The 16,765-nt window shown below is 62.4% G+C and carries 20 protein-coding genes, 1 tRNA gene and 1 pseudogene; 15 read left to right on the top strand and 7 right to left on the bottom strand.

Going from position 1 to position 16,765, the window contains the following annotated elements; genetic code table 11:
• The first annotated feature begins 126 nt into the window (after positions 1–126).
• Together J6497_RS31715 and J6497_RS31710 are read left to right on the top strand one after the other, a co-directional pair.
• Positions 127–390 carry a hypothetical protein gene (locus tag J6497_RS31715; protein WP_225708153.1) on the top strand — a complete coding sequence of 88 codons (264 nt, stop codon included), beginning with the start codon at positions 127–129 and terminating at the stop codon, positions 388–390.
• A 332-nt stretch (positions 391–722) separates the two neighbouring features.
• Positions 723–878, top strand: a complete 156-nt coding sequence (locus tag J6497_RS31710; RefSeq protein WP_225708152.1) for a hypothetical protein — start codon at positions 723–725, stop codon at positions 876–878.
• Positions 879–1,139: 261 nt separating this feature from the next.
• On the opposite strand, the gene J6497_RS31705 is transcribed toward J6497_RS31710, so the two are convergent.
• The gene (locus J6497_RS31705) at positions 1,140–1,283 is read right to left on the bottom strand and encodes a hypothetical protein (RefSeq protein WP_225708151.1); all 144 of its coding nucleotides are present in this window, start codon (positions 1,281–1,283) and stop codon (positions 1,140–1,142) included.
• 521 nt (positions 1,284–1,804) lie between these two features.
• Here J6497_RS31705 and J6497_RS31700 point away from each other — a divergent pair.
• Positions 1,805–2,107 (top strand): BA14K family protein, encoded by a 303-nt coding sequence (locus J6497_RS31700; protein WP_225708150.1) that lies wholly within the window; start codon positions 1,805–1,807, stop codon positions 2,105–2,107.
• Positions 2,108–2,263: 156 nt separating this feature from the next.
• On the top strand, positions 2,264–3,328 hold the full coding sequence (locus tag J6497_RS31695; RefSeq protein ID WP_225708149.1) for a ketopantoate reductase family protein: 1,065 nt from the start codon (positions 2,264–2,266) through the stop codon (positions 3,326–3,328).
• 79 nt (positions 3,329–3,407) lie between these two features.
• Here J6497_RS31695 and J6497_RS41370 read toward each other — a convergent pair whose 3' ends face one another.
• Complete coding sequence (locus J6497_RS41370) at positions 3,408–3,542, bottom strand: hypothetical protein (protein WP_283845445.1); 135 nt, start codon at positions 3,540–3,542, stop codon at positions 3,408–3,410.
• A gap of 213 nt (positions 3,543–3,755) precedes the next feature.
• On the opposite strand from J6497_RS41370, the gene J6497_RS31690 reads away from it, so the two are divergent.
• Entirely contained in the window at positions 3,756–4,535 is a 780-nt protein-coding gene (locus J6497_RS31690; RefSeq protein ID WP_225708148.1) for an alpha/beta fold hydrolase, read from the top strand.
• Between the two features lie 270 nt (positions 4,536–4,805).
• On the opposite strand, the gene J6497_RS31685 is transcribed toward J6497_RS31690, so the two are convergent.
• Positions 4,806–5,513, bottom strand: a complete 708-nt coding sequence (locus J6497_RS31685) for a cytochrome c biogenesis CcdA family protein (RefSeq protein WP_225708190.1) — start codon at positions 5,511–5,513, stop codon at positions 4,806–4,808.
• Between the two features lie 174 nt (positions 5,514–5,687).
• Between J6497_RS31685 and J6497_RS31680 the strand changes: the two genes are divergently transcribed.
• The gene (locus tag J6497_RS31680; protein WP_225708147.1) at positions 5,688–5,924 is read left to right on the top strand and encodes a GDCCVxC domain-containing (seleno)protein; all 237 of its coding nucleotides are present in this window, start codon (positions 5,688–5,690) and stop codon (positions 5,922–5,924) included.
• Between the two features lie 419 nt (positions 5,925–6,343).
• Positions 6,344–6,493, top strand: coding sequence for a hypothetical protein (locus tag J6497_RS31675; RefSeq protein ID WP_225708146.1), 150 nt, complete (start codon positions 6,344–6,346; stop codon positions 6,491–6,493).
• Between the two features lie 70 nt (positions 6,494–6,563).
• On the opposite strand, the gene J6497_RS31670 is transcribed toward J6497_RS31675, so the two are convergent.
• Positions 6,564–7,202, bottom strand: a complete 639-nt coding sequence (locus J6497_RS31670) for a class I SAM-dependent methyltransferase (RefSeq protein ID WP_225708145.1) — start codon at positions 7,200–7,202, stop codon at positions 6,564–6,566.
• Positions 7,203–7,681: 479 nt separating this feature from the next.
• On the opposite strand from J6497_RS31670, the gene J6497_RS31665 reads away from it, so the two are divergent.
• Positions 7,682–8,206 (top strand): DUF1993 domain-containing protein, encoded by a 525-nt coding sequence (locus tag J6497_RS31665; protein WP_225708144.1) that lies wholly within the window; start codon positions 7,682–7,684, stop codon positions 8,204–8,206.
• A gap of 290 nt (positions 8,207–8,496) precedes the next feature.
• Here J6497_RS31665 and J6497_RS31660 read toward each other — a convergent pair.
• Both J6497_RS31660 and J6497_RS31655 read right to left on the bottom strand, forming a co-directional pair.
• A tRNA-Arg gene (locus tag J6497_RS31660) sits at positions 8,497–8,573 on the bottom strand.
• A gap of 190 nt (positions 8,574–8,763) precedes the next feature.
• Complete coding sequence (locus tag J6497_RS31655; protein ID WP_225708143.1) at positions 8,764–10,242, bottom strand: ATP-binding protein; 1,479 nt, start codon at positions 10,240–10,242, stop codon at positions 8,764–8,766.
• Between the two features lie 374 nt (positions 10,243–10,616).
• On the opposite strand from J6497_RS31655, the gene rpmH reads away from it, so the two are divergent.
• From rpmH to J6497_RS31620, 7 genes are all read left to right on the top strand, one after another.
• Positions 10,617–10,751: a 50S ribosomal protein L34 gene (rpmH, locus tag J6497_RS31650; RefSeq protein WP_008542748.1), complete on the top strand. Its 135-nt coding sequence runs from the start codon at positions 10,617–10,619 to the stop codon at positions 10,749–10,751.
• Between the two features lie 26 nt (positions 10,752–10,777).
• The gene (gene rnpA / locus J6497_RS31645) at positions 10,778–11,158 is read left to right on the top strand and encodes a ribonuclease P protein component (RefSeq protein ID WP_225708142.1); all 381 of its coding nucleotides are present in this window, start codon (positions 10,778–10,780) and stop codon (positions 11,156–11,158) included.
• A gap of 19 nt (positions 11,159–11,177) precedes the next feature.
• Positions 11,178–13,034, top strand: a complete 1,857-nt coding sequence (yidC, locus tag J6497_RS31640) for a membrane protein insertase YidC (RefSeq protein WP_225708141.1) — start codon at positions 11,178–11,180, stop codon at positions 13,032–13,034.
• Between the two features lie 168 nt (positions 13,035–13,202).
• The gene (yihA, locus tag J6497_RS31635; RefSeq protein WP_225708140.1) at positions 13,203–13,856 is read left to right on the top strand and encodes a ribosome biogenesis GTP-binding protein YihA/YsxC; all 654 of its coding nucleotides are present in this window, start codon (positions 13,203–13,205) and stop codon (positions 13,854–13,856) included.
• Positions 13,853–14,230 (top strand): DUF423 domain-containing protein, encoded by a 378-nt coding sequence (locus J6497_RS31630; protein WP_225708139.1) that lies wholly within the window; start codon positions 13,853–13,855, stop codon positions 14,228–14,230. The genes yihA and J6497_RS31630 overlap by 4 nt, the downstream gene beginning before the upstream one ends.
• Before the next feature lie 77 nt (positions 14,231–14,307).
• Positions 14,308–15,201: an acetylglutamate kinase gene (gene argB / locus J6497_RS31625; protein ID WP_225708138.1), complete on the top strand. Its 894-nt coding sequence runs from the start codon at positions 14,308–14,310 to the stop codon at positions 15,199–15,201.
• 155 nt (positions 15,202–15,356) lie between these two features.
• Positions 15,357–16,343 carry a DUF1036 domain-containing protein gene (locus J6497_RS31620; protein ID WP_225708189.1) on the top strand — a complete coding sequence of 329 codons (987 nt, stop codon included), beginning with the start codon at positions 15,357–15,359 and terminating at the stop codon, positions 16,341–16,343.
• Between the two features lie 133 nt (positions 16,344–16,476).
• Here the strand turns inward: J6497_RS31620 and J6497_RS31615 are convergent.
• A pseudogene (locus tag J6497_RS31615) lies at positions 16,477–16,765 on the bottom strand (IS4 family transposase); the annotation flags it as partial.

The raw sequence follows: 16,765 nt of genomic DNA, 5'->3' as shown, positions 1-16,765 counted from the left end.
CACGAACGCGCTCACGCGCCATTGAGAGAACGTGAGAGGATTCCCTCTTTAAACAGGGTGTAGCGATCCGCACTTCCGACGTGGAGCCCACACATCATTGGCTTCGCTTCCTGATGGAGAACACCAATGTCAAAAGTGAAATTCCTGTCGATCGCACTGGTCGCCGCGGCGACGCTTGCGACGCCCGCGATGGCTCGCGAACACACGCGACACGTCACTCGCGCCAATGCTGCTGTGACACAGGAGCAGGCATATCCCGAACAGGTATATGTCGGCGGACCGGGCTGCGTTCCTGCCCCGCGCGTGGGCGCGTTTGCGTCGCAGCCCTGGACCAACGGCAACGTTCCCTGTGAGCCTGGCACCGGCTACGGTTACGGTTACGGCTATTAACGATCCGGTCGTCTCAGGCCGCCGTCAAACATCCAAGATCGGGAATTTCCGATCTTGTCGGTGAAGCTGCATCGAAGTTGAAGAGGCCGGACCGCATCTGCGGTCCCGGCCGCTTTTTTTGCGGTAGCTCTTTCCGATATTTCTCCTATGCGTGTTTCACGCCGGCACGGCGATTGCCGAAACGAACGATCGATCAGCGGGCAGCGTATCGGACGGACCTGCGCAGGCTGTATCGTTCCAATACAAATCACTCACTCCCGGCTTTGTGAATTCACCATCGTGCACCGCGTACCTACATGGTTATTTGAAACCATTAGTTGCGGAGCCGAAGAATGGTGAGCAAGGAGTATTCAAGCACGGCGCAGACTTTGCGCCGGGTCGCGCAAAGCATGAGCGATCCGGCGATTGCGGATCGTCTCAAGGTTCTTGCCGAAAGCTATGAGCGGCGGGCCGAAATGACGTCACACGCTGATTCTGCGAAGAATTAGACGATCGTCGCTTGCAGCCGGCTTGAGGCCGGCGATCAGATGCGTCGCGGCGGTCACTGCTGCGACGTCCGTCAGACCGGCTATTCAACCTGTCTTCTGGAAGCATCACAGTTGAAGGCTCGCTGAAGCGGAAAAGAAAAATCGATCAGCAGATCGATGTAGCGCGTCTCGCTGCGCTTAACGACACGCGAGGTTCGCGCGTCGTTAAGCCGGAATGGCACGATGGCTTTCTGGTAAAGCCCCATCAAGTGCAGCTTTCACTTAGTTGTAGCCGCTGGTGCCGGGCGACGAGCCGCCGAATTGCGAATCGCCGGTACCGCTCAGCGTGGTCGAACCGTCCGGATCTCCGTTCGGATTGCCGTAGTTCGGATGCAAGACGACCCGCGGCGCAGCATCACTGTACATCGTATAGCTCCTGACCAGCGGTTCATGATGCGACGTCTTGGCAAATGCATATGTGCTTGAGAGCATGGACGCAGCGACCAATGCTACCATTGCGACTTTCATGGCTTGTCCTTTCGAGTGGTGACACAAGGAACGTTACACAAAGGACGAGGTGGGATGCTTTCTCGGCGCTCCCACTAAATTAGCGTTTAACGACGCTGGACAACCAGCACAGAAGCGCTGGTCACTGACACGGCATGAAACCGCTTTGCTCGCGTTTCGCTGCTTCGTGATGATAGTCGCGCCGCGGATTCCGTTGGCGCTGGCCGCCGCTCCCGCCGTCACCCCGAGTTGAGAATCGTAAAGCGTAATTTAGTGGGATGCGCTCGCAGGCCCCTTAGATCTCGAATCGAAATATCCGAGCATTCGGATAACCCCAAACACGAGAAGCTCGCGTCTGAGAGCGCGCATCGCCTGGCGATGCGTCATGCGGACTTGCGCGCGCCAAGCGAGCTCTCGCATCGACGCGATGGAGAATTTCGATGACCTCATTCAAGATCCTTATGGCCGCCCTGCTGCTATCGGTAACAGCCGCAACACCAGTATTCGCTCAGGCCGCCATCCAGGAGCCCGGACTGTATGCATTCTATCATCCCAATGCGGATATCCTGAACGGCGGCGCACCGACGCCCGCGGCCAGGCTGGCGTCGGAGCCGCCCGCTGTTTTGCAATTCTATAACGAAGAGGCGAGCGGCATTGGCGCCTGCGCGCAGCGCCACCGCTCGTACAATCCCGCGACGGGTACATTCTTTGGCCGTGACGGCCGCCGCTATCGGTGCGAGTGATGCGAGCTCAAGGACAAACTTCTACTACGGCCCGGTGAGCGCTGGGACATCTTGCCGGCCGCATGCGGATGAAAGCTAGAACCGCTGTGTGTGATTGTAATGTCCATCAATTAGCGGTAGATAGGTACGCTAGCACACATCCGTAGAAGAGAGAGCATGGCGCGCAACGTTCTGATCCTGGGAGCCTCATACGGCTCATTGCTTGCGACGAAGCTGCTGATGGCCGGTCACAACGTGACGCTGGTTTGTCGGAAGAAGACTGCAGAGCTCATCAATCGCGACGGCACTGAGGTTCGCATCAAGCTGCGTGACGAGCCGACGCACCGATCGATCTTTTCGCGCGATCTGCCGGGGACCTTGGATGCGACCCCGCCCGCAGACGTCGACCTTTCTCGTTATGATCTGGTCTGTCTTGCCATGCAGGAGCCGCAATACACCAACCACACAATCCGGGTTCTGATGATCAAGATCGCCGAGGCGAAGCTGCCTTGCCTTTCGATCATGAACATGCCGCCCTTGCCCTACCTCAAACGGATCCCGGCGCTGGCGGAGATGGATCTGGAAGAGGCCTATACCAATGCGCAGGTGTGGGAGCGGTTCAAGCCGGGACTGGTGTCGCTCTGCTCGCCTGATCCGCAGGCCTTCCGCCCGCCGGACGAGGCGGCGAATGTCCTGCATGTCGGCCTGCCGACAAACTTCAAGGCAGCGGCGTTTGCGGATAAGGCTCACAACCAGTTGCTTCGTGAGCTGGAAGCGGACATCGACGCGGTGAGGATGGACGGCCAGGACGTTCCGGTGAAGCTCAAAGTGTTCGACTCGCTGTTCGTCCCCCTGGCCAAATGGTCGATGCTGTTGACCGGCAACTACCGCTGCATCACGCCGACCGAGCCGCAGCCGATCCGCGACGCAGTGCACGCCGATCTGAAACTCTCGAAGTCGATCTATGAGCATGTCGACGCGATCGCTCGGCGTCTCGGAGCCGACCCGCAGGATCAGGTGCCTTTCGAGAAATACGCCAAAGCGGCGGAAAGCCTTCTCAAACCCTCATCGGCGGCCCGCGCGGTGGCGAGCGGAGCGCCCTTCATCGAGCGGGTCGACCTGCTGGTGAAACTGATTTCGCATCAGCTTGGCGTGCCCAATGCCGAGATCGACCGAACGGTTCAGATCGTCGATCAGAAGCTCAACGAGAAGATCGTGGAGGGCGGGTCCGGCGCGCTGTGACGTGCGCCGAGTCCCTCATCGCTCGATAGCCTGACGTGGTAGCTCGATTTGTCGGGGCCGCCACAGGCGCCACGAGAAATCATCTGATTTCACGCCAGCGATCCTCGTTCGCGATCGAAGCAATGGCGTGCGCTTGACCGGCCATCGCATCGAGCCGGTAGCGCGTTTTCACCTCGGCAATTGCGCGGCTGGAGCGGATCAACCGGCTCGGCAACACTTAGCTTCGTGCGATCCAGGAAGCCTTCGGCATCGTGGTCAACTATCTTCACGACCACTACAGCGTTGAGAACAGCCGCGAGACCTTCGTGGCGGCGTCACCATCGTGCGTTCGCCCGATGTCGACGCACTGATGCAAGGATCTGCTTGAAGCCGCGCGGCCATTCCGCGCCCTCAAGACGATCCCCTCGCGCTCAAAGGAACAGACATCATGATGATGGACAGACGAACTTTTTCGACCGCTCTGCTTGCCGGCGCAGCGGCCTCGCTGATCTCCACCCGCGGCATGGCCGCAAACGCAACCCCGCCGAAGGCGCGCAACGTCGTGCTCGTGCATGGACTGTTCGCCGACGGCTCGTGCTGGTCCGAGGTGATCGGGCGATTGCAGACGGCCGGCCTCAACGTGACCTCCGTGCAAAATCCGCTGACCACGCTGCCTGAAGCGGTCGCGTCAGCCGAGCGCGTTCTGGCACGGCAGGACGGCCCGACGGTTCTGGTCGGTCATTCCTTCTCCGGCATGATCGTCACCGAGGCGGGCGTGCATCCGAACGTTTCGGCGCTCGTCTATGTGGCGGCACGCGCGCCGGATGCCGGCGAAGACTACACGGCGCTCGCCAAGACCTATCCGACTCCGCCGGCGAGCGCCGGCATCGTGTTCGACGGCGATGAAGGACGGCTTTCCGAGGAGGCTTTCCTGCGCGATTTCGCGGGCGACCTGCCGACAGCGAAGACCAAGGTGCTCTATGCGGTCCAGCAGCCGTTCCACAAGGCACTGCTCACCGGCAAGATCACGAACGCGGCCTGGCGATCAAGGCCGAGCTATTACGCCGTCTCGACCGAGGACCGCACCATCAATCCGGACCTCGAGCGCTTCATGGCGAAGCGCATGGGAGCCAAGACCATAGAGGTCAAAGCGAGTCACCTGTCGCTGATTTCACAACCCGATGAAATCACGCAACTGATCATGGAGGCTGCCGGCCAGCGCCCATGAGGTGAATACATTTGGAATTGCCGCGCTCCCGACATCGCCGCGGGGTTGGCGAGGCGGAGCATGCACAACACGAAAGGAGCAAAGAACGATGATGAGCGCCCTAATTTAGCCCTTGTGACCACGGGGATGGCGGTTGGTACTTTGGGGCGCCGCACCGGGTGATGATGAGAACTATGTCTACGCTATAGCCCTCTAAGGCCCTCCTTTTGCAAGAATCGAACCTTGCTCCCCGGTCGAGGCATAACTGCGAGGGCTATCGATTGATGGCGATCAAAACTGTGTCGTGAGCTGCGTCAACCATTCGGGCGAGACCTCGACGAGAAACGCCTCCAGCCGCCTGTCGGCGCCCGAGAGGATCAGCAGGCCGATCGCGAACAGAATCGCGCCAAGCAGAGTCTTTCCGCCCCGGCCGCTGCGATGAAGCCTGTCGCGCCACCGCATCATGGCCTCCCGCGACACAATGTCGAGGACAAGGAGCGGCAGGGCGGCGCCGACGCCGAAGGTGATCATCACCGCCGCGACGTGCCAAAAGTCCTTCCCTTGCGCGGCCAGCAACGAAGCCGCTCCCAATGTTGGCCCGACACAGGGGCTCCATACGGCGCCAAGCAGAAGGCCGACGGCGAACTGTCCCTGAAACCCATTCGTCGCAAAGCCGCCGAACCGGCGGTCCGCCCAACCACCGAAAGGCCCCGCGGCGACTGCCAACTGCGCCGGCAGCCTTGGCGCCATCAACACCACGCCGAAGGCAGCCAGGAGTGCGGCCGCGACGACACGGAACAGCCCGCTGTCCAGGCCGATCGAGAATCCGATCGTGGCGACGAATAATCCCATGGCCACGAATGAGGCGGCGAGGCCAGCCGCGAGCGCGGCAGGGCCGAAGTGGTGCGCGGAGACGGCCGCACAGAGCACCAGCGGCAGGAGTGGCAGGACGCAGGGCGACAGTGTCGACAAGGTGCCCGCCAGGAACGCCAATGCAATGCTGCCAAGGTTACGTCCTGGTCGCGGCCGATCGATCGCTTAAATCGGGGCGATACTCGGACGGGGTCAGAGCATTACAATCGATCGCCCAGAAAGTGCGCCCGCGGAAATCATATTGGCGCTATACTTTTCGCCTTAATGCCGGAGCGCGGCTGCTTCAGGCGGGATGCGGCGATGCAAGACAATTCACCCATTCTTGAATCCACCGTCACATGCCCGCATTGCGGACATCGTGAGATGGAAATCATGCCGACAGATGCCTGCCTGGTCTTCTACGATTGCAAGGCATGTGGCGCTCGCCTGAAGCCCAAGCCAGGCGATTGCTGCGTATTCTGTTCGTACGGAACAGTGCCATGCCCGCCGGTCCAAGTCAGCCGCGGAGCATCGACTTGCTGCACTGGAGATGATTGAGCTCACGACTGGATTGGCGACGTCGGTTGAGTCGTGGAACGGCATTTACAGCCGCAACGGTTGCGCTCGCGTCCTGTTCATCGTGAATGCGCGGTCATTCCCCAACCCGATGCAGCGCGGGCAAGCGCCCTTCAGGTCGTGCAGTGATCGGCGGTAATCGGTGACTACATCGCACTATAAAAGGCTATCGGCCGAAATGGCGCCCCAGCGTAGATGAAAGTGATAACTACTCGTCCGCCGGAGCACTATGAAATTCTAGCCGCCAGGCCGCGAACGCCGCCGTTCGCTTCCTAAACCTACAAAAGCCGCTACTATCGGTTTCCCTAGGCCGTGCAGGACGTGGTGAGAGCTACCTCTCCGCTATCCCCGATAGGCTGTGCTGACCGACCGGTCATGTCGGACTTCACAGCGCGCGACAGGTGATCTCGGTCGGAGCGATCAACCTCGGCCGCAAAGTAACGCGATGGCCCGCCAACACCGCAGCCGATATCGAGGAGGTGCTGACCAGCCTTGAAGCGGGCCTGCCCTGCGAAGGCCGCCGTCGCTTCGCGCCCGCCGGTACGCCATAGCGAATAACGCCTCGGCTTTGCGTCGAAAAGCAGGACAGGACGGGTTTCGACGCAGCCTCGGCCGTTCACGTCACCTCTTGCGAGCCACGATGTAGGGACGGTTGTCGTTTCCCTTCGTTGCGTGGCTTTCAGTGGCAAGAATGTCGAAGCCCGCGGCACGTATATGCTGACTTAAGTCCGCCGCCCGAAAGACGCCTGCATAGGGTGCTTTGCCTATCGCGCGCATCGCGGGCAACAAGGCAAGCCGGATGAGTGGGTTCATGTCCCCAACGCAGGGTGTCTTGGAGATGAATACGCCCTCCGTTGTAAGGAGGGCATGGATGCGGCGCAGCGTGCCAGGCAGGTCGCGGACCAGATGGAGATAGTTGAATCCCAGAACCGCGCTAAACTGCGCCGCATCAGGCGCAAGCGCTTCTGCGGTCGCGGTGCGGAAGACAAGGCCCGGGATGGGGCCGGCGGCCTGTTTATCACTGGCAATCGCGATCATTCCAACGGAAATATCCGTCGCAAGATAGTCTTGAACATCACCCGCGAGCCGGAGCGCTGTTGTTCCTGTTCCGCAGCCCAGTTCCAACACCCTGTCGCCTGGTCCCAACAGGGCGCGGGTCCGGTCCAGCGTGCGCTCATATGCGGCCTGATCTGCAATCGGACCCTTAGCGTATTTCCGTGAACTCCGGTCCCAGAACCGGGCGTCGCTCGCTATGCTCATAATGGCTGCCCTCGAATCGTGACGTTGCCTATTCGGCATTTGGAAGGTCGGGGCGAAGCCGCGCCCACTCAAGTCAAGCCCCGCAGAAGCTCGTACGGCGATCGGCGGTGATTGGATAGCTACCTCGCAGAATCTCGCGCAATCGGCGGGAAATGGCGGGCCACGCCCGATGATGATGAGCACTACATCTACGCTATAGCGCTATGATAGGCGAATGCACCTTGGATGCAGGAGAGTCGACGGGAGCACTCTGGCTCGTGGGCTCATAAGCGAGCGGGACGGTTGCGAGCAAGTTCCTGGCAGAGTTTGCCTGACCGGATGGCGACGCATCGGATGGGCTCGAACGACAGAAGAAGCGCTCACCCGAGTTTCGCTGATGGGAGATTACTGGATCGGCATGGGTATCGTGCTTTGTCTTCCGTGACAGCGCGGGGTTCGCCTGGCACCAACGGGAAGGCGGTTCAAGCAAGGGAAAGCCGATGGCGACATCATTTTACGACCTTAGCGTGCCGACCTTCTTGCAGACCGTTAAGGCCGTCGGAGGCTTCCTTGACCGTGCGGTCATTCATTGCGCGGAAACGGGCACTGACCCCGACGATTTCGTGGACGCGCGCCTCTTCGATGACATGGCGCCCTTCCATTTCCAGATCGAAGCGGCGTGGTACCATTCGGTGTGGGGGCTGGAGGCCGCGAAGACCGGCGTGTTCGCCCCGCCCGCCTTGGTCGGCCCGGTCCCCTTCGCCGGCCTGCAGGCCATGATCGGCAAGGCGGAAACGGCGCTGGAAGCGTTCACCCCCGACGAGGTCAACGGCTGGACGGGCAAGGCACTGGACCTTCAGATCGGCCCGCGAAGGCTCGCCTTCACGTCGGAGACCCTCATCCTCTCGTTTTCGCTGCCCAACTTCCATTTCCACGCCGTCACCGCCTATGACATCCTGCGCTCGCGGGGCGTGCCGCTTGGCAAGCGCGACTATGAGGGCCGGCTGCGCACTCGGCCGGCGTAGCGGCTGCGGCTCTTGAGTAGGAAGTGGCGGCGCCCGGCGGCAATTGGCGGGGCGAGAGGATTCGAACTGCTACGTGGAGAACGTTGCTAGCGACTAATACCGCTAGATCAGCAGAAGCAGCCATTCAATTTGAGAGCTATTGGATAGGCGCGAACCTGCCATGCCACCCGAAAAGATTCGAACTTTTTCGCCGCCCAGGACCGCCGCTCCTACAACGCTGAACATATTTCGATTTCGTTCGGCGTAGCCGGTGCGGCTATGGCGTAGGGATAGCAGCTTACGGGGTGAATTGGCGCGCCCGGAACGATTCGAACGTCCGACCCTCAGATTCGTAGTCTGATGCTCTATCCAGCTGAGCTACGGGCGCGTTTTCGCGTGAGGGGCTTGAGCCCGGGGTCTATCCGAGAGGGCTCGGAAGCACCAGCGAAAGAGCGCTCTAGCTACAGGCTCCGGGTCCGGTTGGCAAGGTCTGGGATAGGGCCTGGTGGGCTGATTTACGCCGGAAAGGCGCCCAGGACGGTGAACGTCAGGGGTTTCCGGCTATTCCAAGACGCGCCTCACGCCCGCGCGCGTTCGGTGCGGACGATCTGGAGTTCCACCGGCCGGTCGGGAATGGCGATGCGGAAGGTGGCGCCGATGGTACCCTCGACGAGGTTGATCTCGCCGTCATGGGCGCGGATCAGCTCGGCGGCGATCGCAAGGCCGAGGCCGCTGCCGCCGGGGCGCCCGGATGTCTGGAACGCCTCGAACAGGTGATCGCGGGTCTTCTGGGGAACGCCGGGGCCGGTGTCGGAGACCTCGACGATTGCGACCGTCCCCTCGCGCCGGCCGGTGATACGGATCTGCTGGGCGCCGCCGTCGGTCGCCGGACGGGTCTCCAGCGCCTGCGCCGCGTTACGCACGAGGTTGAGCAGCACACGGAAGAGCTGGTCCGGATCGGCATCGATCGTGAGCCCGCGTTCGATCGCGCTGATCCAGGTGATCGAGGCATCGGACGCAAGCCCCGCCGATTCACGCACCTCAGCGACAACCGGCTCGACCAGGATCGTGCGGCGGTCAGGCGCGGCCTCCTGGGCACGGCCGTACGACAACGTCGACTGGCAGAAGGCGATGGCGCGTTCCAGCGAGCGCAGCAGTTTCGGCGCGAAGCGCTGCACCCTGGGATCGGGGACGCTTGCGAGCTGATCGGACAGAAGCTGCGAGGAGGCAAGCAGGTTGCGCAGATCGTGGTTGATCTTGGAGACGGCAAGCCCCAACGCCGCCAGCCGGCTCTTCTGATGCAGCATCGAGACCAGGTCGCGCTGCATGTCGGAGAGCTCGCGCTCGGCAACTCCGATCTCGTCGCCGCGTTGGCTCGGCACGATGATTCGCGCCGAACTTTCGGGGTTTTCATGGAAACCGATCAGGCTGGCGGTCAGCCGCCGCATCGGGCGCACGAACAGGTAATGCAGGGCGAGATAGACCAGCCCTGCGGTAAGGCCGGCGATCAAGAGCGCGACGATCAAGACGTTGCGCGAGAAGCGGTACATTGCCTGGCGCAGCGGCTTCTCGTCGATCACGACCTCGATGAACTGCGCCTGCCCCGGCGCCGCCCCGACCACGCGGATGGTCTGGTCGCCGTGCTCCAGCATGATCTGGAACGCATCGACGATCGCCGACCACACCGACATCTCGCGCATATCGACGTCATGGTCGATCGCAGCCGGCAGGTCGGCGCTGGCGAGCAACCGCCGCTGCTGGCCCATCTTGATCGCCACCGCGCGGGCGCCGATGCTGGTCAGGATCTGGCGCGCCAGCGACTCCGGGACGTAGCCTGACGGCGCGGCATCGAGCACCAGCGCCGCGGTGTTGGCCGCCGCCAGTCGGTCGTTCAGCCGGTTCATCCGGAAGTTGGCGATCGCGGGTACGTAGATCAGCATCCCGGCGATCATCACCAGGGGAATCGTGAGCAGTAGGAGCTTGCCGGACAGCCCAAGCCGGTGCACCGGCTGCGCCCGAGACTTCTCCGTCGTCGGCTGATCATCGGTCACTGACACGATATAGGCTTTCTATGGCGCATGTTCAGCATGCTGCCGTGCACCATTGCCGGTCAAATTACGGATCGCTAATGTAAGCCGGTTCCATGAACCCCGGATGAGAGCCGAGTAAAGCCGGCCCACACGTGCAACAACCCCGCAGAATCCAGACTATTTCCGGCAATTGCGACGTTTCGAAGGACCGCTTTTGCCGCAGCGGGCGACATTGACGAAAAGGAGGCGCTCCCGTATAAGCCGCGCCAATTGTCCGCGATGGCCCGGCCTGCCGGGGCGGCTCATTTGGGGCCGCGAGTGGCTCATTCTGGGTCAGCCAGCATCACCGGACACCCTATCTCATTCATCGGCAGATTGCCTGTTCAGCGGAGAACTACCCCGTGAAGCGGACTTATCAACCCAGCAAACTGGTGCGCAAGCGCCGCCACGGCTTCCGCGCCCGTCTTGCCACGGCCGGTGGCCGGAAGGTCCTCGCTGCGCGCCGCGCGCGTGGCCGCAAGCGTCTGAGCGCCTGAGCCCGGGCGTCTTCCGGAGATTCTAGATGGATCGGCTAAGGCAGCGGGCGGACTTCGTCGCCGTTGCCAATGGCGCGCGGGCGACCAGCCCAGCCTTTGTGGTGCAGGGCCGCGCCCGCGACGATGATGGACCGATCCGCATCGGCTTCACCGTCACCAAGAAGAACGGTACCGCCACCGAGCGCAACCGCATCCGGCGCAGGCTTCGCGCGCTGGTGCAGCAGCTCGACGTCATACCGATGCGACCACACCATGATTATGTGTTAGTCGGCCGCCGGGATGCACTCACCCGCGACTTCGCGGCCATGCTCGACGACCTCCGCGCGGCGCTCCGCCGCCTCGACCGGCAACCGGCCAAAACCGGCGGCAGCCAGGTTAATATAAAGAGCGGCGGCAACCGGAATTGAATGACGAGACATTGAAGAGATGACCGACAATCGCAACACCATCCTCGCCGTCATTCTGTCCGGCCTCGTGCTGATCGCCTGGCAATATTTCTACAACGTGCCGCAGATGGAGAAGCAGCGCGCACAGCAGCAGACGCAGACGGAATTGCAGAAGCAGGCGGAATCGCAGAAGTCGACGCCGCAAGCGACCCCCGGGACCGCGCCGCAGCCGGGATCGGCACCGGCGCCTTCGGCCACGCAGCCGCCGTCCACCGGGCCGGTCGTCAGCCGCGAAGCCGCGATCGAGGGCGGCCCGCGCGTCAAGATCGACACGCCCACGCTGTCCGGCAGCATCTCGCTGAAGGGCGCGCGTATCGACGACCTGTCGCTGGAGAAATTCCGCGACACAGTCGATCCGAAATCCCCGCCAATCGTGCTGTTCTCACCGTCACAGACGGCGGCGCCCTATTACGCAGAATTCGGCTGGGTGCCCGGGACCGGCGCGACTGTGCGGATGCCCGACGCGACCACGATGTGGCAGCAGGAGGGCTCCGGCGAACTGACGCCGACGCATCCGGTCACGCTGAAATATGACAATGGCGAAGGGCTCACCTTCCGCCGCACGATTGCGATCGACGATCACTATCTCTTCACCATCAAGGATGAAGTGACCAATGCCGGCAGCGCGCCGGTCACGCTCTATCCGTATGCGCTGATCTCGCGCCACGGCACGCCGCAGGTGTCCGGGTACTACATCCTGCACGAAGGCCTGATCGGCTATCTCGGCGACCAGGGCCTGCAGGAATACAGCTACAAGAAGATCGACGACGCCAAGAGGGTGAACTTCAACGTCACCGACGGCTGGCTCGGCATTACGGACAAATACTGGGCTTCCGCGCTGCTGCCGGACACCTCCGCCAAGCTGCAGGCGAGCTATTCCTCCGACCTTGTCAACAATATCAGGAGGTACCAGACCGACTATCTGCTGGAGCCGCAGACGGTCGCGGGCGGCGCCACCGTCACCGCCAACGCGCGGCTGTTCGCCGGCGCCAAGGAAGCCGGCGTGGTCGGCATCAATTTCCCGCTGGTGGGCTTTGGCGGCTACAACAAGGAGCTCGGCCTCAATCACTTCGATCTCTTGATCGACTGGGGCTGGTTCTACTTCATCACCAAGCCGATGTTCCTGGCGCTCGACTGGTTCTTCCGCCTGTTCGGCAATTTCGGCGTCTCGATCCTGCTGGTGACGGTGATCGTGAAGCTGTTGTTCTTCCCGCTCGCCAACAAGTCCTACGCCTCGATGGCGAAGATGAAGTCGATCCAGCCGCAGCTCGCCGCGCTGAAGGAGCGCTATCCGGACGACCGGGTGAAGCAGCAGCAGGAAATGATGGAGATCTACAAGAAGGAGAAGATCAACCCGATCGCGGGCTGCCTTCCCATCGCGCTGCAGATTCCGGTGTTCTTCTCGCTCTACAAGGTCCTGTTCGTCACCATCGAGATGCGGCATGCGCCGTTCTTCGGCTGGATCAAGGACCTGTCGGCACCGGATCCGACCAACCTGTTCACCCTGTTCGGCCTGATCCCGTTCGACCCCACCACGATCCCAGTGTTCGGCCATTATCTCTGGCTCGGCATCTGGCCCATCATCATGGGCATCACGATGTGGTTCCAGATGAAGCTCAATCCGACCCCGCCGGATCCGACGCAGAAGATGATCTTCGACTGGATGCCCTTGATCTTCACCTTCATGCTGGCCGGCTTCCCGGCGGGCCTCGTGATCTACTGGGCCTGGAACAACCTGTTGTCGGTGCTGCAGCAGAGCTACATCATGCATCGGAACGGGGTGAAGGTGGAATTGTTCGACAACCTCAAAGCCACCTTCGCGAAGAAGGCGACGTAGCGATGTCTCGAACCTCATCCTGAGGAGCGGCCTTCAGGCCGCGTCTCGAAGGATGGCCGCGGACACCGGGGCCTCATGGTTCGAGACGCCGCTCTGGCGGCTCCTCACCATGAGGGACAGAGATCGCGCCGCCTCCTCATTACGGGGACTACTGTCAGAGCTTCCCACATGACCGCCGAAACCGATGCGGAGCTGATCGAAGCGGGGCGAAAATTGTTCGCCGGCGACTGGCACTTCATCTGGGCCGCACCGTCAATCGAGACGCTGCCGCCGATGGCAGGGCTCGAGGTTGCCTTTGCCGGCCGCTCCAACGTCGGCAAGTCGAGCCTGATCAACGCGCTCACCGGCCGCAGCGCGCTGGCGCGCACCTCGCACACGCCGGGACGCACCCAGGAACTGATCTTCTTCGAGGGCCCCGAGAAAGCGGGTTTTCGTCTGGTCGACATGCCCGGCTATGGCTATGCCTCCGCACCCAAGGCAAAGGTCGCGTCCTGGACCGCGCTGATCCATAAATTCCTGCAGGGCCGCGCCACCCTGGCGCGGGTCTATGTCCTGATCGACGCCCGCCATGGCATCAAGGATGTCGATCTCGACGTCCTGAAGACACTCGACAAATCGGCCGTCAGCTATCAGGTGGTGCTGACCAAGGCGGACCAGGTGAAAGCCTCCGAACTCACGACCCGCATCGAGGAAACCGCGGCCGCGCTGGCGAAACACCCGGCCGCCTTTCCGGATGTATTGGCGACCTCCTCGCGCACCGGCACCGGCATGCCGGAGCTGCGCGCCGCGATGGTGCGCCTGCTCGAGGAGCGCCGCGGATGACCAGCCTGCCTCGAATCCTGCTCGTCCTGGCCGGCATCATGGGGGCCTGTGGCGTGATGCTCGCCGGGGCATCGGCTCATCTCCCTGATGCCACTCGGCTTGCAGCCGCGTCGTCGATGCTACTGTTTCATGCCAGTGCTGTGCTGGGAACGGTCGCACTCAGTGATCGCGGCCTGCTGAACCGCGCGATCGGGACCATCGCCGCGGTCGGCTTCGTCATCGGGCCGTCATTGTTCGCCGGCGATCTCGGCCTGCGCCAATATGCCGGCTACGGCCTGTTTCGGCTGGCCTCCCCGATCGGCGGAACGCTATCGATCGCGAGCTGGCTGGTGCTGGCCATGGCGGCGACATGGCCGCAGCGGGGCAAGCCGTGAGACGCGCTTTACGCGTCGCCCGCCAATCAGATAGAACCGCGCCCGACGCTGCCTCTCGGAATAGCGAGACCCGCTCCATGACCGACACACAGATCAGCCCGCTCGACCAGGCCCGCATCCTGTCCGAGGCGCTGCCGCATATGCAGGAATATGACGATGAAACCATCGTCATCAAATATGGCGGCCACGCCATGGGCGCGGAGGATACGGCCAAGGCCTTTGCGCGCGACATCGTGCTGTTGGAGCAGACCGCGATCAACCCGGTGGTCGTTCATGGTGGCGGACCGCAGATCGCGACCATGCTCAAGCGCCTCGGCATCCAGTCGGAATTCGCGGCGGGCCTTCGCATCACCGACGCGGCGACGATCGAGATCGTCGAGATGGTGCTGGCCGGCTCCGTCAACAAGCAGCTCGTCGGCTATATCAACGAGGCCGGCGGCAAGGCGGTGGGCCTCTCCGGCAAGGACGGCAACATGGTGAAGGCGTCGAAGACGACGCGCACCATGATCGATCCGGGTTCGAACATCGAGAAGGCGATCGATCTCGGCTTCGTCGGCGAACCGGAGAAGGTCGATCTGACGCTGCTCAACCAGCTCATCGGCTATGAGCTGATCCCGGTGCTGGCGCCGCTGGCGACCTCCAAGGACGGCCAGACGCTGAACATCAATGCTGATACCTTTGCCGGCGCGGTCGCGGGCGCGTTGAAGGCCAAGCGCCTGCTGCTGCTCACCGACGTGCCCGGCGTGCTCGACAAGTCGAAGAAGCTGATCCCGGAACTATCGGTGAAGGACGCGCGCAAACTGATCGCTGACGGCACGATTTCCGGCGGCATGATCCCGAAGGTCGAGACCTGCATCTATGCCCTGGAGCAGGGCGTGCAGGGCGTCGTTATCATCGACGGCAAAACGCAGCATGCGGTGTTGCTGGAGCTGTTTACCAATCAGGGGACAGGCACGCTGATCCATAAGTGATGCCGAAAGCGGTCGAGCGAACGAGGGCCGTCATGGCCGGATACGTTCCGGCCATCCACCTGCCGCCTATCGATCGTGGGAAGGGCGCGCAAGCCTGGATCAGGCTCCGGCACGACAAGGCACGAGTGCGTCGCCCGGTGCTCGCGCAAGTCTTGATGGCGCTGCCGGCTGCGATGCTCTCGTTCTTGTTTTCCTCCGAGCCGGCGCTGGCCGACCTGAAACTCTGCAACCGCATGAGTTACGTGGTCGAGGCAGCGATCGGCATCGACGAGAAATCGGCGACCGCAACGCGCGGCTGGTTTCGCATCGATCCCGCCGCCTGCCGCGTGGTGGTGCAGGGCGCGCTTTCCGCCGACCGCGTGCTTCTCAATGCGCGTGCGCTCGGCGTCTACGGGTCCTCGCCGATCCCGCAAAACGGCACCGATACGCTCTGCGTCGCGCAGGACAATTTCGTCATCGCCGCCGCCCGCCAATGCCGCAGCGGCCAGACGCCGGCGCAATTCACGCAGATAACACCGACCCAGACCGAGGACGGCAATCTCGTCGCCTATCTCGCCGAGGGCGCGGAATATGACGAGGAGCAGGCACGGCTGGCCGGCATCCAGCGCTTGCTTGTCATCGCCGGCTACGATGCCGCGCCGATCGACGGCGTCGACGGACCGAAGACACAAGGAGCGCTGTCGGCGTTCCTCAGGAGTCGCGGCCTCTCCAGCGACGTCGTGCAATCGCCAAATTTCTTCACCACCATGATCGATGCCGTGCAGAAGCCATCCGCAACCGGACTGACCTGGTGCAACGACACGCCGCACAAGATCATGGCGGCGGTGGCGGCCGACGACGGTAAGGCCGTCACCAGCCGCGGCTGGTACCGCATCGATCCGGGCAAATGCCTGCACCCCGACGTCGCCAGTCGGCCAAAGCAGATATTCTCGTTTGCCGAAGCCGTGGATGCCGACAACCGCACCATCCGCCTGAAGGACAAGCCGTTGAACTGGGGCGGCACGATGCAGCTCTGCACCCGCGAAACCAAGTTCGAGATCGCCGAACAGGGCGATTGCGCCACCCGGGGCCTTGCCACGATCGGCTTTGCCCCAGTCGATATGACCAGCGGCGGCAAGACGCTGCGCTTTGCGATACCGTGATGAGAGTTCGTCGTCCCGGGCTTGACCCGGGACCCAATAACCACAGGGTTTGGTGACATGCGAAGCCGTAACCGCTTGCTCGCGCTACAACACTTCCCTGTGGTTATGGGTCCCCGCGTTCGCCCTAGGGCATCTACACGTTTGCCGGGCCGTATACGAGGATTTGGAAGCGAGCCATTCCCATGTGGAAGGTGATTGGTCCAGGTGGGCGATGCGAGGCGTAGCCGGTCCATCCGCCGAGCTTTGCGATGATCCAAGCCGCCCAGGCGACAGTGTTGGGGCGATGGTGGTTCTTCTGGAGCTCGGTCCGGCCTTTCAGGGTTTTGTTGATGGCCTTGAGGGCTTCGATCTCGTCCGGCGTGAACACAAATTCGGCCGGCAATTCTTCGCCGCCATTGCGGGCTTGAACGAGTTGGATGACG

Source organism: Bradyrhizobium cenepequi, from assembly GCF_020329485.1.
GTDB lineage: Bacteria > Pseudomonadota > Alphaproteobacteria > Rhizobiales > Xanthobacteraceae > Bradyrhizobium > Bradyrhizobium cenepequi.
This window is presented reverse-complemented; position numbering and strand designations above follow the sequence as displayed.